Source organism: Azonexus sp. R2A61 (assembly GCF_021401135.1).
Lineage (GTDB): Bacteria > Pseudomonadota > Gammaproteobacteria > Burkholderiales > Rhodocyclaceae > Azonexus.
The window spans coordinates 404,452-430,667 of sequence record NZ_JACBFO010000001.1 but is presented as its reverse complement, the minus strand read 5'-3'; the positions used below and the strand labels follow the sequence as shown (position 1 = coordinate 430,667).

At 68.0% G+C, this 26,216-nt stretch carries 29 protein-coding genes; 18 read left to right on the top strand and 11 right to left on the bottom strand.

The window, feature by feature from the left end; translation table 11 throughout:
• Positions 1-4 precede the first annotated feature (4 nt).
• The 11 genes from L0962_RS02080 to L0962_RS02030 are packed head-to-tail and all read left to right on the top strand — an operon-like array spanning position 5 to position 9,724.
• A complete protein-coding gene (locus tag L0962_RS02080) occupies positions 5-289 on the top strand; it encodes a phosphopantetheine-binding protein (protein WP_234083449.1) in 285 nt (94 codons plus the stop codon).
• On the top strand, positions 286-936 hold the full coding sequence (locus tag L0962_RS02075) for a hypothetical protein (protein WP_234083443.1): 651 nt from the start codon (positions 286-288) through the stop codon (positions 934-936). The genes L0962_RS02080 and L0962_RS02075 overlap by 4 nt, the downstream gene beginning before the upstream one ends.
• Positions 933-2,279: an AMP-binding protein gene (locus tag L0962_RS02070; RefSeq protein ID WP_234083436.1), complete on the top strand. Its 1,347-nt coding sequence runs from the start codon at positions 933-935 to the stop codon at positions 2,277-2,279. The genes L0962_RS02075 and L0962_RS02070 overlap by 4 nt, the downstream gene beginning before the upstream one ends.
• Entirely contained in the window at positions 2,272-2,583 is a 312-nt protein-coding gene (locus L0962_RS02065) for a hypothetical protein (RefSeq protein WP_234083429.1), read from the top strand. The genes L0962_RS02070 and L0962_RS02065 overlap by 8 nt, the downstream gene beginning before the upstream one ends.
• A complete protein-coding gene (locus tag L0962_RS02060; RefSeq protein WP_234083421.1) occupies positions 2,580-3,479 on the top strand; it encodes an acyl-CoA synthetase in 900 nt (299 codons plus the stop codon). The genes L0962_RS02065 and L0962_RS02060 overlap by 4 nt, the downstream gene beginning before the upstream one ends.
• A complete protein-coding gene (locus tag L0962_RS02055) occupies positions 3,476-4,054 on the top strand; it encodes an outer membrane lipoprotein carrier protein LolA (protein ID WP_234083415.1) in 579 nt (192 codons plus the stop codon). Before L0962_RS02060 ends, L0962_RS02055 begins: the two co-directional genes overlap by 4 nt.
• Positions 4,054-6,378, top strand: coding sequence for an MMPL family transporter (locus tag L0962_RS02050; RefSeq protein WP_234083409.1), 2,325 nt, complete (start codon positions 4,054-4,056; stop codon positions 6,376-6,378). Before L0962_RS02055 ends, L0962_RS02050 begins: the two co-directional genes overlap by 1 nt.
• Positions 6,369-7,013 (top strand): hypothetical protein, encoded by a 645-nt coding sequence (locus L0962_RS02045; protein WP_234083403.1) that lies wholly within the window; start codon positions 6,369-6,371, stop codon positions 7,011-7,013. Before L0962_RS02050 ends, L0962_RS02045 begins: the two co-directional genes overlap by 10 nt.
• 2 nt (positions 7,014-7,015) lie before the next feature.
• Positions 7,016-7,816, top strand: coding sequence for a polysaccharide deacetylase family protein (locus L0962_RS02040; RefSeq protein ID WP_234083397.1), 801 nt, complete (start codon positions 7,016-7,018; stop codon positions 7,814-7,816).
• Positions 7,813-8,538 carry a cyclopropane-fatty-acyl-phospholipid synthase family protein gene (locus L0962_RS02035; RefSeq protein ID WP_234083392.1) on the top strand — a complete coding sequence of 242 codons (726 nt, stop codon included), beginning with the start codon at positions 7,813-7,815 and terminating at the stop codon, positions 8,536-8,538. Before L0962_RS02040 ends, L0962_RS02035 begins: the two co-directional genes overlap by 4 nt.
• Positions 8,539-8,548: 10 nt before the next feature.
• Positions 8,549-9,724, top strand: a complete 1,176-nt coding sequence (locus tag L0962_RS02030; protein WP_234083387.1) for a DUF1615 domain-containing protein — start codon at positions 8,549-8,551, stop codon at positions 9,722-9,724.
• Positions 9,725-9,737: 13 nt separating this feature from the next.
• Here L0962_RS02030 and L0962_RS02025 read toward each other — a convergent pair whose 3' ends face one another.
• A complete protein-coding gene (locus L0962_RS02025) occupies positions 9,738-10,340 on the bottom strand; it encodes a hypothetical protein (RefSeq protein WP_234083381.1) in 603 nt (200 codons plus the stop codon).
• Between the two features lie 137 nt (positions 10,341-10,477).
• On the opposite strand from L0962_RS02025, the gene L0962_RS02020 reads away from it, so the two are divergent.
• From L0962_RS02020 to fabG, 5 genes are read left to right on the top strand one after another with little or no spacing between them, the layout of a single operon-like run.
• The gene (locus L0962_RS02020; RefSeq protein WP_234083374.1) at positions 10,478-11,278 is read left to right on the top strand and encodes a YihY/virulence factor BrkB family protein; all 801 of its coding nucleotides are present in this window, start codon (positions 10,478-10,480) and stop codon (positions 11,276-11,278) included.
• Between the two features lie 55 nt (positions 11,279-11,333).
• A complete protein-coding gene (locus L0962_RS02015) occupies positions 11,334-12,524 on the top strand; it encodes a beta-ketoacyl-[acyl-carrier-protein] synthase family protein (RefSeq protein WP_234083367.1) in 1,191 nt (396 codons plus the stop codon).
• Positions 12,521-13,306, top strand: coding sequence for a beta-ketoacyl synthase chain length factor (locus L0962_RS02010; RefSeq protein ID WP_234083360.1), 786 nt, complete (start codon positions 12,521-12,523; stop codon positions 13,304-13,306). Before L0962_RS02015 ends, L0962_RS02010 begins: the two co-directional genes overlap by 4 nt.
• Positions 13,307-13,312: 6 nt before the next feature.
• On the top strand, positions 13,313-13,819 hold the full coding sequence (locus L0962_RS02005; protein ID WP_234083353.1) for a hotdog family protein: 507 nt from the start codon (positions 13,313-13,315) through the stop codon (positions 13,817-13,819).
• Entirely contained in the window at positions 13,816-14,535 is a 720-nt protein-coding gene (gene fabG / locus L0962_RS02000; RefSeq protein WP_234083347.1) for a 3-oxoacyl-ACP reductase FabG, read from the top strand. Before L0962_RS02005 ends, fabG begins: the two co-directional genes overlap by 4 nt.
• 9 nt (positions 14,536-14,544) lie before the next feature.
• Here fabG and L0962_RS01995 read toward each other — a convergent pair whose 3' ends face one another.
• The 9 genes from L0962_RS01995 to L0962_RS01955 all read right to left on the bottom strand — a co-directional run bounded on the left by L0962_RS01995 (position 14,545) and on the right by L0962_RS01955 (position 23,310).
• Complete coding sequence (locus L0962_RS01995) at positions 14,545-14,862, bottom strand: thioredoxin family protein (RefSeq protein WP_234083341.1); 318 nt, start codon at positions 14,860-14,862, stop codon at positions 14,545-14,547.
• Between the two features lie 10 nt (positions 14,863-14,872).
• The gene (locus L0962_RS01990; protein WP_234083334.1) at positions 14,873-16,072 is read right to left on the bottom strand and encodes a cation:proton antiporter; all 1,200 of its coding nucleotides are present in this window, start codon (positions 16,070-16,072) and stop codon (positions 14,873-14,875) included.
• The gene (locus tag L0962_RS01985; protein WP_234083326.1) at positions 16,069-16,812 is read right to left on the bottom strand and encodes a class I SAM-dependent methyltransferase; all 744 of its coding nucleotides are present in this window, start codon (positions 16,810-16,812) and stop codon (positions 16,069-16,071) included. Before L0962_RS01985 ends, L0962_RS01990 begins: the two co-directional genes overlap by 4 nt.
• Before the next feature lie 13 nt (positions 16,813-16,825).
• A complete protein-coding gene (locus L0962_RS01980; RefSeq protein ID WP_234083323.1) occupies positions 16,826-17,596 on the bottom strand; it encodes a glycosyltransferase family 2 protein in 771 nt (256 codons plus the stop codon).
• The gene (locus L0962_RS01975) at positions 17,593-18,387 is read right to left on the bottom strand and encodes a 1-acyl-sn-glycerol-3-phosphate acyltransferase (RefSeq protein ID WP_234083317.1); all 795 of its coding nucleotides are present in this window, start codon (positions 18,385-18,387) and stop codon (positions 17,593-17,595) included. The genes L0962_RS01980 and L0962_RS01975 overlap by 4 nt, the downstream gene beginning before the upstream one ends.
• Positions 18,368-19,369, bottom strand: coding sequence for a Rid family hydrolase (locus tag L0962_RS01970; RefSeq protein WP_234083311.1), 1,002 nt, complete (start codon positions 19,367-19,369; stop codon positions 18,368-18,370). The genes L0962_RS01975 and L0962_RS01970 overlap by 20 nt, the downstream gene beginning before the upstream one ends.
• Positions 19,370-20,707: an NAD(P)/FAD-dependent oxidoreductase gene (locus L0962_RS01965; protein WP_234083305.1), complete on the bottom strand. Its 1,338-nt coding sequence runs from the start codon at positions 20,705-20,707 to the stop codon at positions 19,370-19,372. It abuts the gene before it with no gap.
• An 89-nt stretch (positions 20,708-20,796) separates the two neighbouring features.
• Positions 20,797-22,455, bottom strand: coding sequence for a radical SAM protein (locus tag L0962_RS01960; protein WP_234083299.1), 1,659 nt, complete (start codon positions 22,453-22,455; stop codon positions 20,797-20,799).
• A gap of 66 nt (positions 22,456-22,521) precedes the next feature.
• Positions 22,522-23,310, bottom strand: coding sequence for a TSUP family transporter (locus L0962_RS01955; RefSeq protein ID WP_234083292.1), 789 nt, complete (start codon positions 23,308-23,310; stop codon positions 22,522-22,524).
• 69 nt (positions 23,311-23,379) lie between these two features.
• Between L0962_RS01955 and L0962_RS01950 the strand changes: the two genes are divergently transcribed.
• Both L0962_RS01950 and L0962_RS01945 read left to right on the top strand, forming a co-directional pair.
• Entirely contained in the window at positions 23,380-23,970 is a 591-nt protein-coding gene (locus L0962_RS01950) for a DUF2726 domain-containing protein (protein ID WP_234083274.1), read from the top strand.
• A gap of 65 nt (positions 23,971-24,035) precedes the next feature.
• On the top strand, positions 24,036-24,845 hold the full coding sequence (locus L0962_RS01945) for an alpha/beta hydrolase (protein ID WP_234083266.1): 810 nt from the start codon (positions 24,036-24,038) through the stop codon (positions 24,843-24,845).
• 21 nt (positions 24,846-24,866) lie between these two features.
• Here L0962_RS01945 and mnmE read toward each other — a convergent pair whose 3' ends face one another.
• On the bottom strand, positions 24,867-26,213 hold the full coding sequence (gene mnmE / locus L0962_RS01940) for a tRNA uridine-5-carboxymethylaminomethyl(34) synthesis GTPase MnmE (protein WP_234083259.1): 1,347 nt from the start codon (positions 26,211-26,213) through the stop codon (positions 24,867-24,869).
• Positions 26,214-26,216: the final 3 nt, after the last annotated feature.

Here is a 26,216-nt window from a genome sequence, read left to right as displayed (position 1 = left end):
TGCCATGTCCGACGCCATCGCCCCGGAAACCATCGAAGCCCTGCTGCCGGAAGTCGCCGAACTGATCGTCGGCGCGCTCAACCTCGACATGGCACCGGCCGAGATCGAACCCGATGCGCCGCTGTTCGGTGAAGGCCTGGGCCTGGATTCGATCGACGTGCTGGAAATCGCACTGGTCGTCTCCAAGCGTTACGGCTTTCAGCTCAAGTCGGACAACGCCGACAACATCCGCATTTTTTCGTCGCTGCGCGCGTTGACCGCGCACATCGCCGCCCAGCGCAGCGCATGACCGACGCGGCGGCCCAGCGACTGCGCGGCCTCGCGGTCGTCGTCCTGTTCGCCGCCTGGGCCGTCGCCGCCCACGTCGGCAGCGCCGGCAACGGCCATCCCGACATCAACGTGACGCTCGGCCTGATGCCGATCGCGCTGGTCGCCGGCCTGCTGTTGCGCCGCCTGCCGCAGCCGCTGCCACCGCTCGGCGCCGCCGCCGGCCTGCTGCTGCTGATCTGGCTGTGGCCGCAGTTGCGCGGCAATGTCGCCACGCTGTACTGGCTGCAGCACCTCGGCACGCACCTGGCGCTCGGCTGGCTGTTCGGCCGCACGCTGTTCGGCCCCGGCGAGGCGCTGGTCACCCAGCTGGCCCGCCGCGTCTTCCGGCACGGCATTTCGGCACGCAAGGTACGCTACACGCGGCAGGTGACGATTGCCTGGACGGCCTTCTTTTTCGGCAATGCGGCGTTGTCGACCGCACTGTTCCTGTTCGCCCCGACCGACATCTGGTCGATCCACGCCAACCTGCTGACCGGCCCGCTGATCGGCCTGATGTTCGTCGGCGAATACCTGTGCCGACGGATCAAGCTGCCGATCGAGGAACGGCCGAGCTTCGCCACGGCGATCCGCGCCTGGCGCGCACCGCAGGACGGAGGCCAGGCATGAGGCTGCCGCTGTTCTCGGTGCATGACCTGGACGCCACCGTCGCCTGGTGCGCCGACGGCCCGGTCGGCGCCCGCCGTTTCATCGCCGAAAGCCGGGCATTGGCCGACCGCTTGCCGCCCGGCAACAGCTTGCTCAACGTCTGCCAGGACCGCTACCGTTTCGCGCTCGGCTTTGCCGCCGGCCTGATGACCGGCAAGGTCAGCCTGCAACCGGCCTCGCAAACGGCCGAAACGCTGGCCCGCATCGCCGAACTGCATCCGGACGCAGTCTGCCTGCGCGACGACGGATTCACCGCCGGCGACATCCCGTGCCTCGATTTTCCCGATCTTGCTGCGGTCGACCCGGCGATTATCGAAAAAATCCCCGATTTCCCGGCCGACCAGCTGGCCGCCATCCTGTTCACCTCCGGTTCGACCGGGCTGCCGCAGCCGCACGCCAAGCGCTGGGGCAAGATCGTCGCCAACGGCCGCGCCGGCGCATTTAGCCTGGGCATGACGCAAGGCTGCCACGGCCTGGTCGGCACCGTGCCGGTGCAGCACAGCTACGGCTTCGAATCGACGCTGCTGCTGGCCCTGCATGGCGCCGCCGGTTTCTGGGCCGGCAAGCCGTTCTACCCGCAGGACATCGTCGCCGCACTGGACGCCGTACCGCGGCCGCGCATGCTGGTGACGACGCCTTTCCACCTGTCCACGCTGCTCGCCGCGCAGGCCGAGACCGGCCTCGAACTGCCGGCCATCGACAGCATCCTGTCGGCCACCGCGCCGCTGTCGGCCGAGCTGGCGGCACGCGCCGAAACGGCAACCGGCGCGCCGGTGCTGGAAATCTACGGGTCGACCGAAACCGGCCAGATCGCCACCCGGCGCACGCTGGACGGCCCGGTCTGGCGGCTGATGCCGGGCATCGCGCTGCACCAGGAAGGCGACACCACCTGGGCCGACGGCGGCCACATCGAAGGCCGTCTGCCGCTCGGCGACCGCGTCGAACTGCGCGCCAACGGCGAATTCGTGCTGCTCGGCCGCCACCAGGACCTGATCAACATCGCCGGCAAGCGCACTTCGCTGGCCTGGCTCAACCATCAGGCCACGGCCATCGCCGGCGTTGTCGACGCGGCGTTCTACCTGCCGGAAGAAGAGAAAACCGACGGCATCACCCGGCTGGCTGCCTTCGTCGTCGCCCCCGGCCTCGACCGTCGCCAGTTGCAGGCGGAACTGCGCCGGCGCATCGACCCGGTGTTCATGCCGCGCCCGCTGGTGCTGCTCGACAAGCTGCCGCGCAACACCACCGGCAAGCTGCCGCGCAACGAACTGCAGGCCCTCTACGCCGACTGGAAACGCCGTGACTGACGCGCCTTTCCGCTGGACCGCAGCGGTCGACCACCCGGCCTTCGCCGGCCATTTTCCGGGCAATCCCATCGTCCCCGGCGTCGTCCTGCTCGACCGCGCGATCCTCTGCGCCGAGGCATCGGCCGGCACGCCGGGCACCCGCTGGCAGATCGGCAACGCCAAGTTCCTCAGCCCGGTCGGCCCCGGCGAAACGCTGGATTTCGTGCTGACGCCGCGCACCGGCGGCGGTTACACCTTCGTCGTCCGCAGCGCCGGCCCGGAAGTCCGCGACGTGGCCAGCGGCAGCCTGAGCCCGGCGCCATGAAGTGCAATCCGGACTGGCTGCGCCAGCAGGAACGCAGCAACCTCGCCATCCTCCGGCTGATGGTCTGGATCTCGCTGACTTTCGGGCGCGCCGTCGGACGCATCGTGCTGCTCGGCATCGCCGGCTACTTCACGCTGTTCGCGCCGGCCGCCCGCCGCGCCAGCCGCGATTACCTGCACCGCGCGCTCGGCCGCTGGGCCGAATGGCACGACGGCTTCCGCCACGTCTTCAGCTTTGCCAGCACCATCCACGACCGCATCTACCTGCTCAACGACCGTTTCGACCTGTTCGACATCGAGGTGCAAGGCGCCGAAGCGCTGCACGCGGCGCTCGAACGCCAGCCCGGCGCGCTGCTGATCGGCGCTCACCTGGGCAGCTTCGAGGCGCTGCGCACGGTCGGCCGCGGCCAGGCCGGGCTCAAGGTGGCGATGCTGATGTACGAGGAAAACGCGCGCAAGATCAACGCCACGCTGGAAGCGATCAACCCGAACGCGACGCAGGACATCCTGCCGCTCGGCCGGCCCGAGTCGATGCTCGCCGCACAGGAAAAGCTGGCGCAGGGCTACCTCGTCGGCATGCTGGCCGACCGCAGCCTGGGCGACGATGCCACGGTCGACGCCGAATTCCTCGGCAAAACCGCGCGCTTCCCGGTCGGCCCCTGGCGCGTTGCCGCGCTGCTGCGCCGGCCGGTGTTCTTCATGACCGCGCTGTATCTCGGCGGCAACCGCTACCGCATCCATTTCGAGCCGCTGGCCGATTTTTCCGCCGTCAGCCGCGTCGACCGCGAGCGGGCGATCGCCGACGCGGTCCATGCCTACGCCGACCGGCTGACCCATTACTGCCGTCTCGCTCCCTACAACTGGTTCAATTTCTTCGATTTCTGGAAAAAACCATGATCCGGCGCCTGTGCTCCTCCGTCTTCCTCGCCGGCGCGCTGCTGCTCGCGCCGTTCGCCGCCCACGCCTTCGAACTCGGCGAATTGATGCGACTGCTCGCCGCGCACCCCGGCGGCAAGGCGCGCTTCGTCGAAACCCGCTACCTGGCGGTGCTCGACAAGCCGCTGGTGGCGCGCGGCGAAATGACCTACACGCCGCCCAACCGGCTGGAAAAGCGCACGCTGGCGCCGAAGGCCGAAACGCTGATCCTCGACCGCGACCTGCTGACGCTCGAACGCGGCCAGCAGAAACTGTCGATCAACCTGGCCAGCCAACCCGAAGCGCTGGCCTTCGTCGACAGCATCCGCGGCACGCTGGCCGGCGACCGCGCCGCGCTGGAACGCAACTATGCGCTGCATCTGTCGGGATCGCAGGACAAGTGGGTGCTCACCCTGCTGCCGCGCGACCAGAAGATCGCCGGCATCGTTCAGCGCATCACCGTGCGCGGCAGCCAGCGTCAGACGCGCAGCATCGAATACCTGCAGGCCGACGGCGACCGCGTCGAACTGGCCATCGAGCCGGTCGGGGAGCGCTGATGCGGCCGGCCCTGCGCGCCCTGCTGATCTGGCTGGCAACGATGGCGGCCGGCCTGCTGCTCGCCTCGCAGGCGCGGTTCACGGCCGACATGAGCTTCTTCCTGCCGGCCCATCCGACGCCCGAACAGCAAGTGCTGGTCGATCAGATCCGCGAGGGCGCGGTGACCCGCCTGCTGATGGCCGGCATTGCCGGCGGCGACGCAGCGCAGCGCGCCGGCCTGTCGCGGGCGCTGCAGACGCGGCTGGCCGCCTTGCCGGATTTCGTGTCGGTGCAGAACGGCACGCAGGAAAGCCTGGACGTCGACCGCGACTTGCTGCTCGCCCATCGCTACGCGTTGAGCCCGGCGGTGAGCGCGGAACGGTTTACGGTCGACGGCCTGAAGGCGGCGATTTCCGACAGCATCGATCTGCTCGCCTCGCCGCTCGGCGACCTGTTCAAGCCCTTCCTGACCCGCGACCCGACCGGCGAACTGCCGGCGCTGCTCGGCCAGCTCAGCCTCGGCGCGCAGCCGGCCAGCAGCCACGGCGTGTGGGCTTCGCGCGACGGCCAGCGGGCCATGCTGCTGGCCCAGACGCGGGCGCTCGGCTCCGACACCGACGGCCAGGCAACGGCACTGGCGCTGATCGAACAAACCTTCGCCGAACTGGCGCCGCAATACGGCAGCGACCTGCGGCTGGCCGTCTCCGGTCCCGGCAAGTTCGCGGTCGACGCGCGTGCCACCATCAAATCCGAAATCCGCCGGCTGACCCTGATCAGTACGCTGGCCATCTTCGCCGTGCTGTTCGCGGTCTACCGCTCGCCGAAGCTGATTTTGCTCAGCCTGCTGCCGATGCTCAGCGGCGTGCTGGCCGGCGTGGTCGCCGTCGCGCTGGTCTATGGCACGGTGTTCGGCATCACCGTCGGCTTCGGCGCGGCGCTGATCGGCGAGGCCGTCGATTACTCGACCTACTACTTCGTGCAATCCGGCCGCCACGGCGTCGACGCCTGGCGCCAGCGTTTCTGGCCGACCATCCGGCTCGGCGTGCTGACCTCGGTGTTCGGCTTCGCCGCGCTGCTCTTCTCCGGCTTCCCCGGACTCGCCCAGCTCGGCCTGTATTCGATTGCCGGCGTCGGCGCCGCGGCACTGGTCGCCCGCTACCTGCTGCCCGATCTGGCCGGCCCGCTGCCGCCGGCCATCGCCGAACGGCGGCTGATCGACCCGGCGCGCATCGAAAACCTGCAGCGCTGGCGCTGGCCGGTCCTCGGCCTGGCGCTGGCGGCTGCGGTCTACCTGGCCAGCGAGTACAAAACGCTGTGGCAGGCCAACCTGTCGGCCCTGAGCACGGTCAGCGAGGCCGATGCACGGCTCGACGGCGAACTGCGCGCCGACCTCGGCGCCGCCGACTCGCGCTATTTCGTCGTCGTTCAGGGCGTCGACCGCGAGCGCGTGCTGCAGGCAGCCGAACGCGCCGCCGGCCGGCTCGACCGGCTGGTCGCCGACGGCACCATCGGCAGCTACGACACGCCGACCCGTTTCCTGCCCAGCCTGGCGACCCAGACGGCCCGCCGCGCCGCATTGCCGGCGCGCGACGAACTGGCCCACCGGCTGGCAGCGGCCACCGCCGGACTGCCGCTGCCGGCCGACCGGCTGACGGCCTTCCTGGACGACGTCGACGAGGCCCGCCGGGCCGCGCCGATCGACCGCCCGACGCTGCAAGGCAGCCATCTGGCGCTGGCCGTCGACGCACTGATGCTGGAACACGGCCAGGGCTGGAGCGCGCTGCTGCCGCTGCACCCGCCGCCGGGCGACGACCTGGCGATTCCGGTCGCCGCGGTGCGCGCCGCGCTGGCCGGCAGCGATGCGCTGTTCGTCGACATGAAGGGCGAGTTCGACGCGCTCTACGCCGGCTATCTCGACGAAGCCATCGTGCTGTCGCTGCTCGGCATCGCTGCCGTGCTGCTGACGCTGGCCACGACGCTGCGCTCGCCGCGCCGGCTGGTCACCGTCGCGCTGCCGCTGGCGCTCGCCGTACTGTTCGTCGTCGCCGGCCTGCACCTGCTCGGCACGCGGCTGCACCTGCTGCACCTGATCGGCCTGCTGCTGATCGTCGCCGTCGGCTCCAACTACTCGCTGTTCTTCGACCTCGCCGAAGACGGCCGGCCCGATGCCGGCACGCTGAATTCGACCCTGATCGCCACGCTGACCACGGCCATCGGTTTCGGCACGCTCGGCCTGTCGTCGGTGCCGGTGCTCGAGGCGGTCGGCGTCACCGTCGGTCCCGGCGCGCTGATCGTGCTGCTCCTGTCGGCGGTCTTCGTGCCGCGCCGGAAAACATGCCGCTGAACACGGTCGACCGCAGGATCGGCGCAAAAACCCTGCTCGTGCTGCTGCCCGGCGCCTACATGCGCGCCGCCGATTTCGTCGCGCAGGGCTGCTTCGCGGCCGTCGAACGGGCCGGACTGGACCTCGACCTGTGCGCGGTCGACCTCGATCTGGAAGCGATTTCCAGCGGCCGCGCGCTGCCCGCCGTGGCCGGCGAAATCCTCGCCCCGGCGCGCCGCGATTACGCCCGCGTCTGGCTCGGCGGCATCTCGCTTGGCGGCCTGCTCAGCCTGTGCCAGGCGGTGGACCATCCCGCCAGCGTCGACGGCCTGTGCCTGATCGCCCCGTATCCGGGCAGCCGGCTGACCACCAACGCGATCGCCGCGGCCGGCGGACTCGCAGCCTGGCAACCGACCGCAAGCCAACTGGCCGACCCGGAATTCCGCGCCTGGCGCTGGCTCAAGGCACCGCCGCCCGAGCTGCCGGTATTCGTCGGTTATGGCACGGAAGACCGCTTCGCGGCCGGCATGCGCGACCTCGCCGGATGCTTTCCGGAAAAGGCCCGCTGTGCGCTGCCGGGCGGTCACGACTGGCCGGTCTGGCGCCAGTTGTGGGAACATTTCGTCGCCGCCGGCCACTTCCCGACCCGCTCCTGACCATGCCCCGCCCCTGGAAACCGACCCCGACGCTGCACGCGACCTTCGCGCTGCACGGCGCCGCCGCGCTCGGCGTCGCGCTGGCGCCGGCCATCTGGCCATGGGCACTCGGCGCGCTGGCCGGCAACCACGCGCTGCTCACCGCCGCCGGGCTGCTGCCGCGGTCGACGCTGCTCGGTCCCAACCTGACCCGGCTACCGGGCGGCGCCGGCGCCGCCCGGCAGATCGCGCTGACCATCGACGACGGTCCCGATCCCGAGGTCACGCCACGCGTACTCGACCTGCTCGACGCCGCCGGCGTGCAGGCCAGTTTTTTCTGCATCGGCTGGCGGGTGCGCGAAAACCCGGCGCTGTGCCGCGAGATCGTCGCCCGCGGCCATCGCGTCGAGAACCACGGCGACTCGCACTCAAAAACCTTCTCGTTGTTCGGCCCCGGCCGGCTGCGCCGCGACATCGCCGCCGCCCAGGCCACCATCGCCGACGCCTGCGGCCAGGCGCCGCGCTTCTTCCGCGCCACTGCCGGCCTGCGCAATCCCTTTCTCGAACCGGTGCTGGCCGGCCTCGACCTGCATCTGGCGGCCTGGACGCGCCGGCCTTACGACACACGCTGCGCCGACGCTGCCACGGTCCACGCCCGCCTGACGCGAAATCTCGCCGGCGGCGACATCCTGCTGCTGCACGACGGCCACGCCGCCCGCACGGGCGACGGCCAGGCGGTCATCCTCGCCGTGCTGCCGTCACTGCTCGCCACGCTCAACGATCTCCAGTTGCACCCCGTCACCCTGGACGCTGCCTGCCCATGAACCCGAAAAGCTTCTTCAAGGCCATGCTCGACGAGGCCAGCCGGCCTTTCCGCAACGCCGGCCATTTCGCCTACCACTACGCCCGCGGCAAGCTGTCGTCCGACAGCATCTTCCGCGAGATGCTGCGCCGCGGCCTGCTGCCGCCGGCCGGCCGTTACCTCGACCTCGGTTGCGGCCAGGGCAGCCTGTTCGCCTGGCTGCTCGCCGCCGGCAAGCTGCACGCCGCCGGCCAGTGGCCGAAGGACTGGGCGCCGCCGCCGAAGCCGGAACACCTGCGCGGCGTCGAACTGATGCAGCGCGACGTCGACCGTGCCGCCCGCGCCTTCGGCCGCGACCATCCGATCGTCCGCATCGAGCAGGGCGACATGAACCACGTCGATTTCGGCCAGGTCGACGTGGTGACCATTCTCGACGCGCTGCATTACTTCGATTTCGCCCACCAGAAAACGGTACTGCAGCGGATCCGCGCCGCGCTGCCGCCGGGCGGCCTGTTCCTGACCCGCGTCGGCGACGCCTCGGCCGGCCTGCCTTACCACCTGTGCAACTGGGTCGACCACACGGTCACCTTCATCCGCGGCCACCGCCTGCCGCGCCTCTACTGCCGGCCGCTGGCCGAGTGGGTGGCGCTGATCGAAAGCCTGGGCTTCGTCGTCGAGACCGATCCGATGAACGAAGGCAAGCCCTTCGCCAACGTCATGCTGGTCTGCCGCGTGCCGGCCTGAGGACGAGGCGATGCGCCCGATCGTCGTCGGTCTGTTCGGCGCCGTGCTGGCGCTGGCCGGTTGTTCGCTGTTCGAACAGGACAACGAAGGCCCGCAACTGCCGCCCGACATGACCAGCCGCGCCGACGGCAAGACGACGCGTGCCTGGCCGCAGACGCTGGACGAAGGCGAAGTCCGCCGGCGCATCGGCCGCCTGATTCCCAACTACGCGCGCGACCGCGACGGCTGGGCCGGCGACCTGTACACCGCCTTCGCCAGCCTGCAGGTGCCGCACGCCACGCAGACCTATTGCGCGGCCATCGCCATCATCGAACAGGAATCCAGTTTCCAGGCCGACCCGACGGTGCCCGGCCTGGGCAACATCGTGCGCCGCGAGCTGGAAGAACGGGCCGAACGCTACGCCATTCCGTCGCTGGTATTGCGCGCCGCGCTGCAGAAAAGTTCGCCGGACGGCCGCAGTTACGACGAGCGGATCGCCGCCTTGAAGACCGAGACGCAGCTCAACGCGCTGTTCGGCGACATGGCCGGCGAACTGCCCTTCGGCCGCCGCCTGCTGGCCGGCCTCAACCCGGTGAAGACCGGCGGCCCGATGCAGGTCAGCATCGCCTTCGCCGAAAAGCAGGTCAAGGAACGGAAATACCCCTATCCGATCGAACGGACGCTGCGCGACGAAGTGTTTTCGCGGCGCGGCGGCGTCTATTTCGGCAGCGCCATCCTGCTCGACTACGTTCCCGGCTACGACCGCATCCTGTATCGCTTCGCCGACTTCAATGCCGGTCGCTTCAGCAGCCGCAACGCTGCCTTCCAGGCGGCGCTGGCCCACCTCACCGGACAGGCGCTCGACCTCGACGGCGACCTGTTGCGTTACGTCGACGGCGAACCCGGCCCGCAGGCGAGCAGCGTCGAAAACGCGGCCATCGGCCTGAGCCGCGAGCTCGACATGAGCCGGCCGCAGATCCGCCGCGACTTGCTGCTGGAAAAAACCGCCGCCTTCGCCCGCAGCCCGCTCTACGAACGCGTCTTCGCGCTGGCCGAGGCCCGGGCCGGCAAGTCGCTGCCGCGCCAGGCGATGCCCCGCATCGCGCTGAAAAGCCCGAAAATCCAGCGCAAGCTGACCACCGAATGGTTCGCCGGCCGGGTCGAAGGGCGCTACCGGAACTGCCTGGGACGGGGCAGGGGGTTCTGAGCGAACCTTCCGATCACTGCCGAAAGCATTCGATCGCCCGGCAGGCCGACGCACTGCGCCAGTAAATCGCATTCCAGACCAGCGGGTTCAATGCCTTGTCGCGATTGAAGAAAACACCGGCACCGTCGCGCAATGCCCAGCCGTACAACCGGGTATCCCAGAAATTGAGGAACTGGGCAGCCGTCGGCTCGCCCAGGGAAGTGCGGAGATATCGGTGCGCGCGTTGGTGATGCCACCACGGAATGTTGATCGAAACCTGCTGCAGACGCCCGGCTTCAAAGAAAAAGGCAATGAAAAGGGTGGGAACGCCGTTGAACGATTTGGCATCCAGCGCACATCCGCGATCGCCCAGACCCGGGCCGGGATTGTACGAACAGCGGATGGGAATGCCCGGAAATCGCTGCCCGAGGGACTGCTCGGTCCAGGTTTCGGAAAGCTCCTCCAGGCGAAAGGCCACACCCTGCCGCTCCTGGGTGAAGTACAGGCGGTGTTCCTGAAAGGCGTCGCGCTGGCTGAACAGCACGCCCGCCAAAGCAACGGCGATCAGTACGGCAAGAAGGATACGGCGCAAGCTGACGCCTTCGGACGAAGCCCTGGAATCGGATTTTCGGATCATCGCAGTCGTTGCTCCCGTCGACCACGGCTTTCGTTACCAGGAAGTCGATCCGGCAGCACGGATATACAAATGGCATCGAGCTTAACGAGCGTGGGCTATCCTGTCCACCGAATCCGCGCCTTACCATCACGAACACCATGCGCATCCGCACGCTCTCCGAACTCGCCACCTTCGCCATCGACGTGGTACGCGCCTTCCACCGCAACCAGGGTTTGCTGCTGGCCGGGGCGGTGGCCTATTACGCCTTGCTGTCGCTGTTGCCGCTACTGACGCTGTCGGTGATCGGACTGTCGCAACTGGTCGACCGCGAGGTGCTGCTCGGCGTGCTCCAGGCTTACCTGGGCTGGCTGCTGCCGGGTTTGTCGGATGCATTGCTCGGCGACATCGGCAGTTTTCTCGACCATCGGCGCAGCATCGGTTTCGTATTGCTGGCAACGCTCTTCTTCTTCAGTTCGCTGGCCTTCTCGGTACTTGAGAAGGCCATGGCCAGCATTTTCTCGGCGCGGCCGGCGGCGCGCTCGCGGCATTTCCTGGTTGCCTTCCTGCTGCCCTATGGCTGCGTGCTGCTGCTCGGCGGCGCACTGTTCGGACTGACCGTCGTCTCGGTGCTGACGACGATGATGGCCGGCGCTTCGCACCTGCTGTCGCAAGGGATCGGGCTGGTTGCCGCAACGCTGGTGCTGAGCGCCTTCTACCTGCTGATCCCGCCCGGCCGCACGCATCCGGGCCACGCACTGCTTGGCGGGGCGGTCGCCGCGCTGCTCTGGGAGGGCATGCGCCACGCGCTGATCTGGTATTTCGCCAACCTGTCGAAGATCGGCCTGGTCTATGGGTCGCTGAGCGGCGCGGTGATGCTGTTGCTGGTCATGGAACTGGCGGCGACATTGCTGCTGTTCGGCGCCCAGGTGATCGCCGAGTACGAACGCCGCCCGCGCTGAACGGGCGGCGCAAGCGCTCTGCTAGAATCGCGGCATTCCGACCAGACCTGCCACCGTGACGCCGCTGCTGCTTTCCTCCTTCACCGCGACGACCTGCCTGGGCCGGGGCCTTACGGCAACCCGCACGGCCCTGCGCGAACAGCGCAGCGGGCTGGCGCCCTGTGCCTTCGAGACGGTGGATCTGCCGACCTGGATCGGCGAGGTGGCGGCGGTCGACGATCAGCAACTGCCGGCGTCGCTGGCCCGTTACGACTGCCGCAACAACCGCCTGAGCCAACTCGGGCTGGAAACCGACGGGTTCGCCGACGCCGTGCGTGCCGCCGTCGAGCGCTACGGCCGGCAGCGCGTCGGCGTCTTCCTCGGCACCAGCACCGCCGGCATCCTGCAGACCGAGCTGGCCTACCGCCGGCGCGACCCGGCCAGCGGCGCCTTGCCCGACGATTTCATCTACCGCACGACGCACAACTCCTTTTCGCTGGCCGAGTTCGCCCGCGACTACTTCGGCCTCGAAGGCATGGCCATGGCCATCTCGACCGCCTGCTCGTCGAGCGCCAAGGTGTTCGCCGCGGCTGCCCGCCAGCTGGCACTGGGCACCATCGACGCGGCGCTGGTCGGCGGCGTGGACAGCCTGTGCCTGACCACGCTGTACGGCTTCGCTTCGCTGCAGCTGACTTCCAGCGAGCCGTGCCGGCCCTACGACGCGGCGCGTAACGGCATCTCGATCGGCGAGGGCGCGGCTTTTGCGCTGCTCGAGCGGGTCGACCGCGCCAGGGCCGGCGACGTGCTGCTGCTCGGCGCCGGCGAATCGAGCGACGCCTACCACATGTCGTCGCCGCATCCGGAAGGCCGCGGCGCCCGGCAAGCGATGGAAGCGGCGCTGCGCTCGGCCGATCTTGCGGTCGACGCCATCGACTACATCAATCTGCACGGCACCTCGACGCCGGCCAACGATGCCGCCGAGGGCAAGGCCGTCGCTGCGCTGTTCGGCGACCGCGTGCCGTGCAGCTCGACCAAGGGCGCCACCGGCCACACGCTCGGCGCCGCCGGCGCGGTCGAAGCGGTGATCTGCGCGCTGGCGCTGCAGGACGGCTTCCTGCCCGGCAGCCCCGGCACGCGCACGGTCGACCCGCAAATTCCGCTGAATTACCGGGTCGACCGCAAAGACGCCGCACCGCGCATCGCGCTGAGCAATTCCTTCGGCTTCGGCGGCAGCAACTGCAGCCTGATCTTCGGCGTCGCCCCATGAAAGCCTGGCTCGACGGCATCGGCCTGATCGCCCCCGGCCTGCCCGACTGGGCGACGACCGCCGCGGTTTTGCGCGGTGCAACGGCGTTGACCGCAGCCCCATCGGTGCTGCCGGCGCCGGCCATCCTGCCGCCGGCCGAACGCCGGCGCGCCAGTCGCGTCGTCAAGCTGGCGCTCGCTCTCGGCCTCGAAGCCTGCGCCCAGGCCGGCGCCGACCCGGCGACGCTGGCCACGGTGTTTTCCGCCTCCGGCGCCGACGGTCACAACTGCCACGCGCTGTGCGAACAGCTGGCCGGCGACGACCGCCAGATCTCGCCGACCCGTTTCCACAATTCGGTGCATAACGCCGCCGCCGGCTACTGGGGCATCGCCACCGGCGCCACCGCCCCCTGTCAGGTGATCTGCGCCTTCGACGCCAGCTTCGGCGCCGGCCTGCTCGACGCCCTGGCGCAGGTCGCCGTCGACGGCCAGCCGGTACTGCTGATCGCCTACGACAGCGAATACCCCGCCCCGCTGCACGCCAAGCGCGACACGCCGGATTGCGCCGGTGTCGCGCTGCTGCTGTCGCCGGAGAAAAGCGAGCGCTCGCTCGCCTCGCTCACGGTCGACGCCACGCAGGAAGCTGCCGCCCGCTTCGCCGACCCCGCGCTGGAAGCCCTGCGCACGGCGATTCCGGCCCTGCGCGCGCTGCCCCTGCTGCAGGCGATCGCCACCGGCCGGCCAGACCGCGTCGTCGTCGACTACCTGCCGCCGATGCAGCTCGCCGTCACCGTCGGCGCCTGAAACGGCATGATCGACCGCGCCTGGATCGCCGCCCGCATCCCGCACCAGGGCAGCATGTGCCTGCTCGACGGCGTCGTCGACTGGTCGCCCGATCACGTGCTGTGCCGTGCCACCGGTCACACCGACCCGGCCAACCCGCTGCGCGCCGACGGCCGCCTCGGCGCTGCCTGCGGTATCGAATACGCGGCGCAGGCAATGGCCGTGCATGGCGCGCTGCTCGCCGCCGCCGACCAAGCGCCGCGCCAGGGCTACCTGACCAGCGTGCGCAGCGTCGCGCTGCAGGTCGACCGGCTCGACGATCTGCCCGGCGAACTGGCGGTGCGCGCCGAACGACTGTCCGGCGACGGCAACACGCTGCTCTACCAGTTCTCGCTCGAACATGCCGGCCGCCGTCTGCTCGACGGGCGCGCCGCCGTCGTGCTCGACGCCGCCGGCCACCGGCCGGTTTTTTCCGGTCAACCGCCGGTCGACGGTAAAAATCCCGACCCCGGCCTCTGCAAGGAATCTGCATGAAACGCGCCCTGGTCACCGGCGGCAGCGGCGGCATCGGCGCGGCGATCTGTCGCCGCCTGGCCGCCGACGGCCATCACGTCATCGTCCATGCCAACCGCGGCAGCGAGCGCGCCCAGGCGCTGGTCGACGAGATCGTCGCCGGCGGCGGCAGCGCCGAGGCGGTCGCCTTCGACGTCACCGAACGGGCGGCGACCAGCGCCGCGCTCGAGCGCCTGCTCGAAGCCGGCACCATCCAGATTCTGGTCAACAACGCCGGCATCCACGCCGACGCGGTATTTCCCGGCATGAGCGCCGAGCAGTGGCATAGCGTGGTCGACGTGTCACTGAACGGCTTTTTCAATGTCACGCAGCCGTTGACCCTGCCGATGATCCGCACCCGCTGGGGCCGCATCGTCAATATTTCGTCGGTCGCCGCCGTCGCCGGCAACCGCGGTCAGGTGAATTATTCGGCGGCCAAGGGCGCCCTGCACGCGGCAACCAAGTCGCTGGCGCTGGAAGTGGCCAGCCGCGGCATCACGGTCAACGCGGTGGCGCCGGGCATTATCGAAACCGGCATGATCGAAGGCAGCTTCGACGCCGACGCGATCAAGAAGCTGGTGCCGATGCAGCGCGCCGGCAAGCCCGAGGAAGTCGCCGATCTCGTCGCCTTCCTGACTTCCGACCGGGCGGCCTACATCTCCGGACAGATCGTCTCGATCAACGGCGCGATGATCTGAGCCGGCGGTTCAGCCGGCGAACGCTTCCTGCAATTCGTCCTGCCCGCCAGGCCGCACCAGCCGGGCGATTTCCTGCCCGTCGCGCAACAGGATCAGGGTCGGCCACAGCTTGACCTGGTAACTGCGCCCGAGGCGCCGGCCGGAGCCGTCCTCGATCTTGCGATGGACCACCTGCGGCTGGCCGGCCAGCCAGTCGCGGATGCCGTCCTGCGCCGCCTGGCAATGCGGACACCAGGCGACGCCGAATTCGAGCAGCGTCAGGCCGGGCAGGGCATCGATTTCTTCCCGAGTTGCGGGGTCGACCGCATAAGTCGCGATAAAAGCCATCGATGTTTCCTCAGCTCGCGCGGCCGATCAGTTCGCCCAGCTTCTTCAGGCGGGGTGCGACCATCGGCACGGTGAGCATGGTGCTGGCCACGGCCATCAGCAGCAGGGCGGTGAATGCCTCGTTGGTGATGATGTGACGGTCGAGCAGGATGTTGGCGAAGATGATCATGATCAGCGCCTTGGTCTGCAGCAGCCAGCCGATCAGGCCGGCTTCGCCGGGCCCCCAGTTGAGCAGGCGGCCGGCCAACCGCACACCGAGCAGCTTGCCGCCGACCGAGGCAAGCAGCAGCAGGCCGGCGGCCAGGAACACGGCGACGCCGCCGACGCCCCATTCGGTGCGCAGGCCGGTGGACAGGAAGAAGACCGGCATGACGATCATCAGCACGAAATGACGCAGCAGGTCCATGCGTTCCTGGTCAAACCACTCGGCCTCGATCACCGCGCCGGCCAGGAAGGCGCCGACCATGAAATGCAGCCCGGCCCAGTCGGCAGCAAAACCGCACAGGGCCAGCCAGATGAAGATCACGTACCAGCGGTCGCGCTCGGCCAGCCGCACCATCAGCTGGCGGAACAGCCAGCCGACGACGGTGAAGGCGATCAGGAAGACGACCTGCCGGCCGACCCGTTGCCAGTCCATCAGGATCAGCGCCAGTACGCCCCAGATCGCAATGTCGTCGAGGCTGGCGTAGCGCAGGATGCGCTGGCCGACCGGCTGGCGCAGGATGTCCAGCTTTTCCATGAACAGGATCAGGATCGGCAGCGCGGTCACCGCGCAGGCCATGCCGATGCCGAGCACGAATTGCCAGGGCCGGCCGCGTTCGCCGATCCAGCCGTCGAAACCGAGCAGCACGAAGGCGGCCATGCCACCGAACAGCAGCGGCACGCCGAGCGCCAGGCCGGCGGTGATGCCGCTCTCGCGGCGATGGGCCCAGGCCTTTTTCAGATCGAGTTCGATGCCGGCAATCATCACGAAGATCATCACCGCCCACCAGGCGATGCCGTTCAGCGACTGGATCACCGCCGGCGTGAACACGAAGCGGTAGTAGTCCGGAAAAACCTGCCCGAGCAGCCCCGGACCGAGCAGGATGCCGGTCAGGATCTGCACGACGACCAGCGGCGCGTAATAGTCGGTACGCCCGAGCCGCCAGATCAGCCACGGCACGGCAAAGATCAGCAGCATCGCCAGCAGGTAGATTTCCGTGGTGTTCATGACTTGCGTGCGGTGTACTCGCGGAAGATGCGGAAAGTGATGCTGCAATCGACCTCGCCCAGCCCGCTGCGACGCAGCGCGGCGAGGATGTCCTCGGGATCGAGCGCGGCCTCGATGGTGTCGCCGTAGTATTCCCAGAGCCGGCCGACCTGGCGATGACTGCCGGTCAGCCGCGCCAGCACCGGCACAACGCCGCCGATGTAGCCGCGCAGCAGGCTGCGGCCGAGCCGGCTGACCGGCCGGCTGATTTCCATCACGCAGACGCGGCCGCCCGGTCGCAGTACACGCGCGAACTCGGCGAAAGCGCGGTCGATGTCGCCGACGTGGCGCAGCGCATAGCCCATCGAAATGAAGTCGACACTGGCGTCCGGCAGCGGAATTTCCTCGGCGTAGGCAACCAGCGTCTCGACCGGCAGCTTGCGGCCCAGTTCGGCCAGCATGCCGGGCGACGGATCGAGCGCCAGCACACGACCCTCCGGGCCGACCAACGCCTGTGCCTCGACGCTGACCAGGCCGGTGCCGGCGGCCACATCGAGCACCGTCATGCCGGCCTGCAGGCCGCAGCGGCGCAGCACTTCGCGCCGGTACCACGGGCCGCTGCCCAGGCCGGTGAGGAATTCCGCCTGGTCGTAACCGGCTGCCGCCTCGTCGAACAGGGCCCGCGTGACGCTGCGCCGCTCGGCCTCATCGGAAAAATAGTTCTGCAGACGGGCATCCTTCTTCAGTGCGGCGCGGGGCACGGCAACTCTCCTCTCAATGGCGCCGGCGCCGGAACAACAGGGCGGGCAGGCGAACGATGAAACCAATGAACAACCGGGTATGCATCCAGGTCAGCAGGGTATTGTCGCGCAGATAACGGAAATGCGAGACGCCGCCTTCGCCGGCCGAGAAGTAACGCACCGGGGCGTCGATGTTGATCGGCCGCACGCCGGCCCAGCACAGGCGGACGACGGCTTCGGGATCGAAGTCGAAACGGCGCATGAAACGCGTCGACCGCATGATCCGCATCAGCGGGCCGACCGGGTAGACGCGGAAACCGTACAGCGAATCGCCGATGCCTTGCCACAGGGTTTCCAGGTTGGCCCACCAGTTCGACACCTTGCGGCCGTTGACCCGCAATGCCGGCGCATCGGCATCGAAAACCGGCTTGCCGAGCACCATCGCCGCCGGTGCGGCCTGCGAGGCGGCCATGAATGCCGGAATCAGCGCCGCCGGATGCTGGCCGTCGGAATCCATGGTCAGCACGTGGGTGTAGCCCTCGGCCGCGGCCCGCGTCATGCCTTCGAGCACGGCGCCGCCCTTGCCGCGGTTTTCCGGCAGCACGACGATGCGCAGGCCGGCATCGGCGGCGGCCATCCGCTGCAAGGTCGCGGCGCTGCCGTCGGTGCTGCCGTCGACGATCACCCAGACCGGCGTCCATTGCGCCCGCGCCGCCTCGACGGTGGCGACCACGCGCGGGCCGGGGTTGTAGCTGGGGATCAGCACGAGATGGGTGGACGAGGCAGGGTTCATCGGGACGCTCATGCCGGCGTTGCTGCGGTCGACGGGCCGGCGACCGGCAATTCGTGGCGGAAATACTGTTCCAGTTCGGCGGTGAACGCAGTCACGTCGCCCGGTGGCGGAAAACGCCGGCCGAGCCGGATGCGGCAATGCAGCGGCAGCACCGGCCGGCGGAACAGCGGCCAGGCCTTGCCCAGATACGGCGTCGAGAATTCGATCAGCAGGGTCTGCACCGGCGCATTGGCCCGGTTGGCGATCAGGCCGGCGGTCGGCATGCAGCGGTCGATCGGAAAGTGTGTCGTGCGCGTGCCTTCCGGGAAGATCACCAGGTGCGCGCCGCGCCGCAGTTCGTCGCGCGCGTCGAGGATCATCTGCAGCGCCGCGTCGTTGCGGATGTAACGGGCCAGGCGCGCGGCGGCGCCGAACAGGATGTTGTCGAGCAGCGCCGCCTTCATCACGCAGACGGCGTTCGGCAGGCGCGACAGGAGCATCACCGCATCGAGCAGCGACGGATGGTTGGCGGCCAGGATCAGCGGCGCTTCGTCGCGCAGCGCGTCGAGTTCGTCGATCTCGAAGCGGCAGGCGCAGAAGGTTTCGAGAAAACCGAGGTAAAGCCGGAAGCCGCCGCGGATCGCCCGCCGGCCGACGCGCTGGCCGAGCGGTCGCGACAGCAGCGGATTGAGCAGCAGCGCGAACGGCAGCCAGGCCAGGCAGATGACGGCCAGCGCCGACAGGCCGAGCACCATGGCCAGCGCTTCGTACGCGGTCCACAAGGTGCGCTGGCAGAAACCCGGTTCAGTCGTCGACGCGGACATGAGCGGCCAGGGCCTCGATTTCGACCAGCAGGTCGCTGCGGCAGATATCGGCCTGCACGAACACCGCAGCCTCGGCGATTCCCGGGGTATCGGCCAGGGCGGCACGCACCGCGGCGTAGTCGGCGGCATGTCGCAGGTAGACGCGATAGTCGGCGGCCGGCAGGGCGAACGGGCGGGCGGCAAGGCGGTTCGCTTCGTCGATGACCACGGCGATGTTGCGCATCGCCTCACGCGTCTGCTCGGCGGCATCGCCGGCATGCACGGTGCGGTGGCCGACGATGCTGGCGGTCCCCGATACGAACAGCAGTTCCCGTCCATCCGTCCGGGCCAGCGCGCCGCGCGAGAAGGTCGGGCTGCGCGGCCCGTAGTCGGCCGGGTAATGATAGGCGCTGACCTGGCGCGGGTTCTCGATGGCCTGCGCCGGTTGCGCAGCGGCCAGAAAGGCGATCGACAACGGACCGCCGGCCAGGCCGATGGCGCAGGCGGCCGGTGCGCTGCCGTCGGCGGCGTCGCGCCGGCAGGCGGCATAGGCCTCCTGGCGGCCGATGTTGAACTGGCGGTAGCGCTCCAGCCCGTGCGTTTCGCCGTTGATGTCGGCCAGGTAGTTCCAGACCCGCCACAGATGGGGCAGGCCGCAGGCATCGAGCAGGCCGAAGATGCGCCGGTAGGCGGTATCGGTGGCGGCCTGCAGCGGCGGCACGGCGGTGCCGGCGAAATCGGCCTCGTCCAGCGTCAGCACGCCGTACAGCAGATCGCCGTGGCGCCGCCAGACGATGCCGTCGTCGCGCCCGGCGATGCAGTCGCTTTCGACCAGCCAGGCCTCGCGCAGCGTTGCTGCGGTCGACCCGGGCAAAGGCGCAAAAATCGCCTGTTCAGGCCAGTCGACCGCAACCGCCGGCGCGCCGAGCAGAGCCCCGCCCAGCACGCGGCCGGCGTCGGCCGGCGCCAGCGCCGCATCGAGAAAACGGAAATGCAAACTCACCTAGACCGGATCCATCGCCGGATCGTCGACCCGCCGGATGTTGAACCGGCGACGGCGCCAGCCCATGAAGGCGCGCTTCGGCTGGATCAGGTTGGCGAAATAGTAGAGGAACTTGAACATCCAGATCGAACGCCAGATCGGCGTCTTGCCGAAGATGTCGCCGGCCAGCACCGACAGTAGCGCTTCCTTCACCCGGAAGATGTTCTTCGGATACATGAAGAAATCGCGCATGATCGGATTGGTCACCCGGTAGATGAACCACGAGAATTCCTTCGGGCCATGCTTCATCAGCGTATCGAAACGCTTCAGCGCCGCCGGGGCATGCGCCGGATCGCGCAGGCAGGTGTCGATGGCCTCGGCGCCGATCAGGCCGCTGTTCATCGCCAGCAACACACCGGACGAGAACACCGGATCGATGAAGGCATAAGCATCGCCGAGCAGCAGATAGTTGGCGCCGTGGTTGCGGTCCGACACGTAGGAGAAGTTGCCGGTGGCCTCGACCTCGTTGATCAGCTCGCTGTCCTTGAGCCGCTCGGCCAGTGCCGGGCACATCGCGATGCCGTCGCGCAGGAACTGCTCCAGGCTGCGCTCGCCCTTGGTCTTCATGTAGTAGGGCCAGGTCACCATGCCGATGCTGGTCACGTCGTTCATCATCGGGATGAACCAGAACCAGCCGTGCTCGAACCAGAAGATGGTGATGTTGCCTTCCGCCTGGCCGTCGTGCCGGCGGGCGTTGCGGAAATGACCGTAGATCGCCGAACTGTTGTGCTTCGGGTTGCGGTGCTTGATGCGGAAACGGTTGGCCAGGAAAGTATCGCGGCCGGAGGCGTCGACCACGAAACGGGCCTGCCACTCGGTTTCATGACCGTCATCGTGCGCGGCGCGGATCGCCACGCTGTTGTCTGGCAGGAAATCGATGGTCTTCGCCTTGCAGCCTTCGTGAACCTCGACCCCCTTGCGTGCCGCATTGCGGATCAGCACGGTATCGAATTCGTCGCGCTTGACCTGGTAGGCGTAGGGCATGGACTTGTTCCAGGCTTCCGAAAAATGGAAGACCTGCGATGTGTTGTCATGGAACATCGAGACGAACTCGGCACCCCATTTTTCCATGCCGATCGCCTTCACCTCGTCGGCCACGCCGAGCCGCTCGAACAGCGGTAGATTGGCCGGCAACAGCGATTCGCCGATGTGGAAACGCGGATGCCGCGCTTTTTCCAGCATCACCACCTTGTAGCCTTTTTCCGCCAGCAACGGCGCCACCGTCGATCCTGCCGGCCCGCCGCCGATCACCAGAACGTCGCACTGGCGACGCTCGACCGTCTGAGTGAATTGATCCATCCGGTTACCCCGTCCATGCCATCTCTGTCGCGGCACACATTATTGTCTGCACCGGTACGGTGCAACATGGCCCCGCCGGCGACCGGGGATTATACCGCCGCGCGCGCGACCGCCGGCGTGCAACAGGCGGATTCCGCCGCCGCACCCTCGTACACCACGGGAATGATCAGCTTGGCGGCATCGCGCCGGGTCAATTTGACCGGCGACATCGACACGATGTTGTCGATCTGCAGGTCGGTCGACAACTGCGGCTGCAGACCGAGCGGCTGGCGCGGATGCAATGCGAATTCGCGCTTGGCCTTCTCAAGCTGTTCCTTGTTGGCACTGAAATAGCGCGCCGCGGCGATGGTTTCCGGCAGGTGCTTCAACACGTGCCACAAACTCCAGCGGTGCTGCCACAGACGTTTGGCAAAGCGGCGTCGATAGCCCTTGCTGTCGTAGAAGCGCTTGACGTGCCAGTTGTACAGCGCGTCCATCTCTTCGCGGGTGGCAAAGCCTTCCGGCTTGTAGACGAAGTTCAGGCAGTTCATCAGCCGCCAGTCCTCGACGAAATCGCCGTTCGGGTCGTTGACGCATTCGTCCCAGATCGGCGCACCGTGCAGCGGGCTGAACTTGGTCATGTTCATTTCGTCGAGTTCCAGCGACAGGATGAAATCGCTGGTCGTGCGCACCGTTTCCGGCGTCTCGCCGGGCATACCGAAGATGAACAGGCCCTTGGCGCGCAAACCGGCGGCATGGATCGATTTCACCGTATCGCGCACCGCGTCGAGCGTCACGCCGGCCTTGTGGCGATCCATCATCTCCGGGTCGGCCGATTCGATACCCAGCGACACCATCAGCGCACCGGCCTTTTTCAACTTGTGCAGCATCTCGTCCGACGTATGGCCGGCGCGGATCGCGCAGTTGAACTGCATGCCCAGCGGCTTCTCGATCAACAGTTCGCAGAGGTCCAGCACGCGCTGCTTCTTGGCGGTGAACAGGTCGTCGTACATGTTGATGTGCCAGACGCCGAAGTTGTCCCGCAGGTACTTCATGTGATCGTAGATGTACTGCGGCGAATTGGTCTTGTACAGGCGCTCGAACACCGTCCGGTCGCAGAACGAGCAGGTGTAGGGACAGCCGCGCGAGGTGATCATCGTCGCACCGTGCCGCTTTTCGTAAGCGAACAGCGGCAGATGGTAGGCATGCGGAAAACCGGCCAGCTTCTCGTAGGCGGGGAAGGGCAGTTCGTCGAGATCGAGGATGCGGTCGCGCCGCGGGTTGGCGACGATGCGGCCGTCGGCGTCGCGCCAGATCAGGTTGCCGATCCCGGCCAGCGGCTTGCCGTCGGCCAGTTCGAGCATGGCGCCTTCGCCCTCGCCGATCACCAGATAGTCGATTTCCGGAAACTTCTCGAGGATGGGCGCACCGAGCGACGAGACATGCACGTTGCCGAAGACGATCCTGATTTCCGGCCGGCGTTCGCGGATGTAGGCGGCGATCTCGAAGGCATCCATGAAACCCGAGGTGGTCGCCGAAAAACCGACCATTTCCGGATCCGTGGCCAGCACGATCTCGGCGTTCTCGGCCGTCGTCGGCGGTGCGTAGGGGCCGAGGCAATCGTGCAGTTGCACGCTGTGCCCGAACTTTTCCAGCCACGACGCGAGCTGCATGATGCCGATCGGCGGCATGCGGTTGGCCAGCACGGAAAAATCGGGCTGCCCGGGAACGAAGTTGAAGCCGGCCGGATGAACGAGTGTGACGCGCATGGGAAATCCTCGGAGAACGGGCTGGATTCTATTGGAAAAAGACCGTTGCCATCGGTTCCCGCAATTTCAGGCGGCGAAAGTGTCCCAGGCGAAACGCAGGATCAGCGTGCCGACGACGAACAGGAACACACCGCGCACGAAACCGCTGCCGTGCCGCAAGGCCAGCCAGGCGCCGGCAGTCGAACCGGCGATATTGGCAACGGCCATGGCGATACCCAGTCCGAGCAGGACATGACCGGCCGGCAGGAAGAAGAGGAGGGCCGCCAGATTGGTCGCCACGTTGACCACCTTGGCCGCGGCCGATGCGTGCAGGAAATCGAAGCCGAAGAAACGGACGAACAGGAAAATCAGGAAGCTGCCGGTGCCCGGTCCGAAGAAACCGTCGTAGAAACCGATCGCGCCGCCCAGCAGGCAGGCGGCGAAAAAAGCGTTGCGGCCGTCGCGGCTGGGCCGGTGCAGGCTGCCGAAATCCTTGCGCCACAGCGTGTAGACCGCAGCCAGGACGAGCAGGAGCAGGATCAACGGCCGCAGCGCGTCGCGCGGCAGCCAGGCGACCGCCGCGGCACCGGCGTAGGACATGGCGAAGGCAGCAGCCGCCGCCGGCAGCACCGTCGTCCAGGGCATCGCGATGCGCCTTCCGTAACGCCACGCGGCATTGGCCGTGCCGAACACGCTGGCCAGCTTGTTGGTGCCGAACAGGGTGGCCGGCGGCTGGCCGGGAAAGGCGGTGAACAAGGCCGGAATCTGTACCAGACCGCCGCCGCCGACCACCGCATCGACCAGGCCGGCGACGAAAGCCGCGCCGACCAGGGCGAACAGAAGCAGCGGAGCGGCATGCTCGAAGGCTGCACTCATCGGGCTTGCCGTCCGCAACGGACATTACGCTGTCGGTATAATGGCTTGCATCTAAGGGGGAACACGAACATGGATTACCTGAGCCTGGGTCTCGTCGTGGCGGCTGTGCTGCTCGTCGCCTTTCTGGTGCTGCGCCGCCGCGACGCGGCTCCGCTGCCCGAGCCGGCCTATCAGCCGATGCCGGCGGCAGCTCCGCGACCTGCCGCAAAAGCGCAGCAGCAGCTCGATCTCGATCCGCAAACGCGCTTCGTCGACATGCCGAAACGGAAACCTTACCGGCTGCTCAACGACAGCGAGCAGGAACTCTACCACCGGCTGTGCGAAGCGATGCCCAACATGCTGGTCTTCGCCCAGGTCGGCGTCGCCCAGCTGGCGCTGGCCCGCGGTCGCCAGGAAGCCCAGCGGCTGGCACGGATGGCCGGCCGGGGCGTCGATTTCGTCGTCTGCGACACGGAATTCTCGATCATCGCCGCCATCGAACTGGCCTGGCCGACCACCGCCAGCGATACCGCCGAAGATGAAAAGCGCGCAGCATTGCAGAGTCTGGGCGTACCGCTGATCGTCTTCCGCCCGAACAAGCTGCCGGACGCCGACACGATCGGTCGCGAAATTGCCGATGCGATCGTTCGCCGCAACCGGATGGAATCGGAGCGCGGCTGAACCTTCCCCGGTATCGCCCTCACGGCCACGGACGATGGCCGATCACCCCAACGAAAATTTCCCCAATGCCCCAAACCACCATCGCGCTGCATCGCCACCCGGCTCCCCGATCCGCCGGCCATCCCCCGCTGCTTTTCGTCCACGGCGGCTACACGCACGCTGGCGGCTGGCAACTGAACTTCATCCCCTTCCTGAACGGGCTGGGTTACGACTGTTTTGCGGTCGACCTGTCCGGACACGGAAAAAGCGGCGGCCGGGAACAGCTCAATCGCTTCGGCCTGGACGACTATGCCGAAGATCTCGCCTGGGCCGTCGACCAACTGGACGGCGCACCAGTGCTGATCGGTCATTCGATGGGCAGCATGGTGATCGAGCGCTACCTGGCCCGGGCCGATGCCCGCGCCGTCGCCGTTGCACTGCTGGCACCGGTGCCGCCGAGCGGGACTGGCGGTTCGGCCAGCCGCCTGCTGCTGCAGGTTCCCGAGTTCTTCGCGGAATTGCCCAACGCGGTCGGCGGCACGCCCACCGCCAATACCTTGCGGGTGATGGCCCAGGTCTATTTTTCGCCGGATCTGAAAGCCGAGGAAACCGAGCAATATCTGCCGCTGATCGGCCCCGAGTCGGACCTGGCCGTCGCCGAGATGGTCTGCCCGCCGTGGCGCGCGCGCAGCGCCCGGCCGCGGATTCCGGCGCTGGTCATGGGCGGCAGCCGGGATGCGGTGTTTCCCGCGTCGATGCTGCATTTCACCGCCGCCGTCTGGCAAGCGCGCACGGTCGTCATCGAAGGAGCCGGCCACATGCTGATCCTCGACCCGCAATGGCCGGTGGCCGCACAGACATTGGCCGACTGGCTGGACGCACTGCCAGCGGCCTGAACGACGGCCGACCGGCCGCGCTTACTTGCCGATGCAGAAACGGCTGAAGATGACGCCGAGCAGGTCGTCGGCGGTGAATTCGCCGGTGATTTCGCCGAGCGCCTGCTGAGCCAGGCGCAGTTCCTCGGCGAACAGTTCGAGGGCGGGCAGGGCGCCACTGACCACGGCACGCGCGCTGTCGACATGGTCGCGGGCGCTGGCCAGGGCCCGCAGGTGGCGTTCGCGGGCGATGAAGACATCCTCGGCCTGGTGCCAGCCGGCGACGCGCAGCAGTTCGCTGCGCAGCAGGTCGACGCCGCGGTTGGCCTTGGCCGACAGCGAGATGGCAACGCCCTCGGCTTCGTCGTGGCGTTCGGGTTCGCGGCCGGCGAGGTCGATCTTGTTGTAGACGGTGATGCGCTGCAGCCGGGCCGGCATTTTTCCGAGAATCTCGCGGTCGACCGCAGAAATCCCCTGATTTGCGTCGACCAGCAGCAGGACCACGTCGGCCTTCTCGATTTCCTGCCAGCTGCGGGCGATGCCGATCTTCTCGACTTCGTCGTCGGTATCGCGCAGGCCGGCGGTATCGATGATGTGCAGCGGAATGCCCTCGATCTGGATGGTCGAGCGCAGGGCGTCGCGGGTGGTGCCGGCGATCGGCGTGACGATGGCCAGCTCGTCGCCGGCCAGGCGGTTCAGCAGCGACGATTTGCCGACGTTGGGCTGGCCGGCGAGAACGACGTGCAGCCCGGATTGCAGCAGCTTGCCCTGGCCGGCGCGGTCGAAGATCTCGGCCAGTTTCTTCTGTAGCCGGTCGAGTCGGCCGAAGGCGTCGGCAGCCTTGAGGAAATCGATGTCTTCCTCGGGGAAATCGAGGGTCGCCTCGACCAGCATGCGCAGGTTGATCAGTTCCTCGTTGAGTTCGCCGATGGCGCGCGAGAATTCGCCCTGCAGCGAACGTACCGCCGAGCGGGCGGCGCTGGCGGTGGCGGCGTCGATCAGGTCGGCGACGGCCTCGGCCTGGGCCAGGTCCATCTTGCCGTTGAGGAAAGCGCGACGGCTGAATTCGCCGGGTTCGGCGAGCCGCGCGCCGAGGTCCAGGCAGCGGGCCAGCAGCAGTTGCATGACGACCGGGCCGCCGTGGCCCTGCAGTTCAAGCACGTCCTCGCCGGTGAACGAATTCGGGCCGGGGAAAAACAGCAGCAAACCGGTGTCGACCGCAGCACCGTCGGCGGCACGGAAATCGGCCAGGGTCGCGTAGCGCGGCTTTGGCGTCTTGCCGGTCAGCGCAAAAGCAAAGGGCAGCAAATTGCTGCCCGAAACCCGGATCACGCCGACCCCGCCACGGCCGGGAGCCGTGGCGATGGCGGCGATGGTGTCGTTCTTCACACC

Bases quoted from the DNA above. Each gene is read 5' to 3' on its own strand.
- L0962_RS02005 (WP_234083353.1), top strand. From the start codon at position 13,313: ATGATCGACCGCGCCTGGATCGCCGCCCGCATCCCGCACCAGGGCAGC.
- L0962_RS02070 (WP_234083436.1), top strand. From the start codon at position 933: ATGAGGCTGCCGCTGTTCTCGGTGCATGACCTGGACGCCACCGTCGCC.
- L0962_RS02060 (WP_234083421.1), top strand. From the start codon at position 2,580: ATGAAGTGCAATCCGGACTGGCTGCGCCAGCAGGAACGCAGCAACCTC.
- L0962_RS02080 (WP_234083449.1), top strand. From the start codon at position 5: ATGTCCGACGCCATCGCCCCGGAAACCATCGAAGCCCTGCTGCCGGAA.
- L0962_RS02055 (WP_234083415.1), top strand. From the start codon at position 3,476: ATGATCCGGCGCCTGTGCTCCTCCGTCTTCCTCGCCGGCGCGCTGCTG.
- L0962_RS01995 (WP_234083341.1), bottom strand. From the start codon at position 14,862: ATGGCTTTTATCGCGACTTATGCGGTCGACCCCGCAACTCGGGAAGAA.
- L0962_RS01975 (WP_234083317.1), bottom strand. From the start codon at position 18,387: ATGTCCGCGTCGACGACTGAACCGGGTTTCTGCCAGCGCACCTTGTGG.
- L0962_RS01950 (WP_234083274.1), top strand. From the start codon at position 23,380: ATGGATTACCTGAGCCTGGGTCTCGTCGTGGCGGCTGTGCTGCTCGTC.
- L0962_RS02010 (WP_234083360.1), top strand. From the start codon at position 12,521: ATGAAAGCCTGGCTCGACGGCATCGGCCTGATCGCCCCCGGCCTGCCC.
- L0962_RS02050 (WP_234083409.1), top strand. From the start codon at position 4,054: ATGCGGCCGGCCCTGCGCGCCCTGCTGATCTGGCTGGCAACGATGGCG.
- L0962_RS02025 (WP_234083381.1), bottom strand. From the start codon at position 10,340: ATGATCCGAAAATCCGATTCCAGGGCTTCGTCCGAAGGCGTCAGCTTG.
- L0962_RS01945 (WP_234083266.1), top strand. From the start codon at position 24,036: ATGCCCCAAACCACCATCGCGCTGCATCGCCACCCGGCTCCCCGATCC.
- L0962_RS01980 (WP_234083323.1), bottom strand. From the start codon at position 17,596: ATGAGCGTCCCGATGAACCCTGCCTCGTCCACCCATCTCGTGCTGATC.
- L0962_RS02030 (WP_234083387.1), top strand. From the start codon at position 8,549: ATGCGCCCGATCGTCGTCGGTCTGTTCGGCGCCGTGCTGGCGCTGGCC.
- L0962_RS01955 (WP_234083292.1), bottom strand. From the start codon at position 23,310: ATGAGTGCAGCCTTCGAGCATGCCGCTCCGCTGCTTCTGTTCGCCCTG.
- L0962_RS02075 (WP_234083443.1), top strand. From the start codon at position 286: ATGACCGACGCGGCGGCCCAGCGACTGCGCGGCCTCGCGGTCGTCGTC.
- L0962_RS02020 (WP_234083374.1), top strand. From the start codon at position 10,478: ATGCGCATCCGCACGCTCTCCGAACTCGCCACCTTCGCCATCGACGTG.
- L0962_RS02040 (WP_234083397.1), top strand. From the start codon at position 7,016: ATGCCCCGCCCCTGGAAACCGACCCCGACGCTGCACGCGACCTTCGCG.
- L0962_RS02035 (WP_234083392.1), top strand. From the start codon at position 7,813: ATGAACCCGAAAAGCTTCTTCAAGGCCATGCTCGACGAGGCCAGCCGG.
- L0962_RS01965 (WP_234083305.1), bottom strand. From the start codon at position 20,707: ATGGATCAATTCACTCAGACGGTCGAGCGTCGCCAGTGCGACGTTCTG.
- L0962_RS02045 (WP_234083403.1), top strand. From the start codon at position 6,369: ATGCCGCTGAACACGGTCGACCGCAGGATCGGCGCAAAAACCCTGCTC.
- fabG (WP_234083347.1), top strand. From the start codon at position 13,816: ATGAAACGCGCCCTGGTCACCGGCGGCAGCGGCGGCATCGGCGCGGCG.
- L0962_RS01990 (WP_234083334.1), bottom strand. From the start codon at position 16,072: ATGAACACCACGGAAATCTACCTGCTGGCGATGCTGCTGATCTTTGCC.
- L0962_RS01960 (WP_234083299.1), bottom strand. From the start codon at position 22,455: ATGCGCGTCACACTCGTTCATCCGGCCGGCTTCAACTTCGTTCCCGGG.